This window comes from Brucella sp. TWI559 (genome assembly GCF_039674265.1).
GTDB lineage: Bacteria > Pseudomonadota > Alphaproteobacteria > Rhizobiales > Rhizobiaceae > Brucella > Brucella chromiisoli.
The window spans coordinates 1-1116 of record NZ_JBDJNE010000065.1 but is presented as its reverse complement, the minus strand read 5'-3'; the positions used below and the strand labels follow the sequence as shown (position 1 = coordinate 1116).

Genomic DNA, 1116 nt, shown 5'->3' with positions numbered 1-1116 from the left:
TGGAAAAGCTACTCCAACTGCATCATGCCGGCGGTGAGGGTATCTGATTAAGCTGCTTCCTGCAAAAGTGTAGCAAAAGCCTCGGCGGGTGTCTTAAATCCAAGACACTTGCGCGGTGTTGCATTGAGATTATGGGCGAGGGCGGTCAACTGTGCCTGGCTGACTTGTGTCAGGTCCGTGTTGCTGGGCAAATACCGTCGAATGCGCTTGTTGATGTTCTCAATTGCGCCTTTCTGCCAGGGTGAGTTTGGGTCGCAAAACCAGCTTTTTGCCCCCATTCCATCCTCCAAAGCCCGATACGCCATAAACTCGGAACCACGATCAAAGGTAAAACTTCGACGTGCGTGATAAGGCAGTGCAGCAAAGGCCTGAATGATTTTATTCATGATAGGCTTTGAATGCCGACTGTTGTTTTTAATGATGACGCAATAACGACTTTTGCGTTCAACAAGGGTCATGACATTGGCTTCTCCAAGGTCACGATCAAAGATAATCAAATCACCTTCCCAATTTCCAAATTGCAGACGATTACCAATAAAATCAGGGCGTTGATGAATACGAAACGCTTCTGGAATGCGGGAACTGCGCGATCGTCTGGTGCCACGTGGGCAGCGCTTTGTTCGCATCTCGGCCAAGTGTTCATACAGTTTCAGCGCGTATTCTTCCTTTGAATAAATGAAGCGATAGATCGTTTCTGCGCATAGACGTATCGCGCTCAGGCCATGACTAACCAGTCGGCCACAGATCTGTTCCGGCGACCAATGTGCTTCCAATTGTTCTATGACGAACTTGCGCAGCTCTGGATAACGTCTGAGCTTTCGCAACCGTGTTCTGCGGTCTTTGCTGATATTGTCGGCAACAACGCTATGATAGCCATTATAGTCTGGTATCTCAGTGTCCCGAAAGCTGTTGCGTTTGATCTCGCGATAGATCGTCGAGCGATGGCGACCCATCAGCCGCGCAATGTCGCCGAGAGGGACTTTAAGCTGTTTAAGTTCGAAAAGACGGCGGCGTTCATGCAAGTTGATCTGTGAATAGCAATTTGACATCCAATTTCCTCCATGGCTAACCACATGAATTCATTGGCATGTTGCAGTTTAAAATAGAATGTACCCC

Annotated in this window: 1 protein-coding gene; it reads right to left on the bottom strand. The window is 48.4% G+C overall.

Translation table 11 applies throughout. From position 1 onward, the window contains the following. Positions 1 to 47: 47 nt before the first annotated feature. A complete protein-coding gene (locus ABE530_RS19605; protein ID WP_499695722.1) occupies positions 48 to 1049 on the bottom strand; it encodes an IS30 family transposase in 1002 nt (333 codons plus the stop codon). Positions 1050 to 1116 lie beyond the last annotated feature (67 nt).

What these genes read in the sequence shown, in the direction of transcription:
- ABE530_RS19605 (WP_499695722.1), bottom strand. Translation starts at nt 1,049, where the DNA reads ATGTCAAATTGCTATTCACAGATCAACTTGCATGAACGCCGCCGTCTT.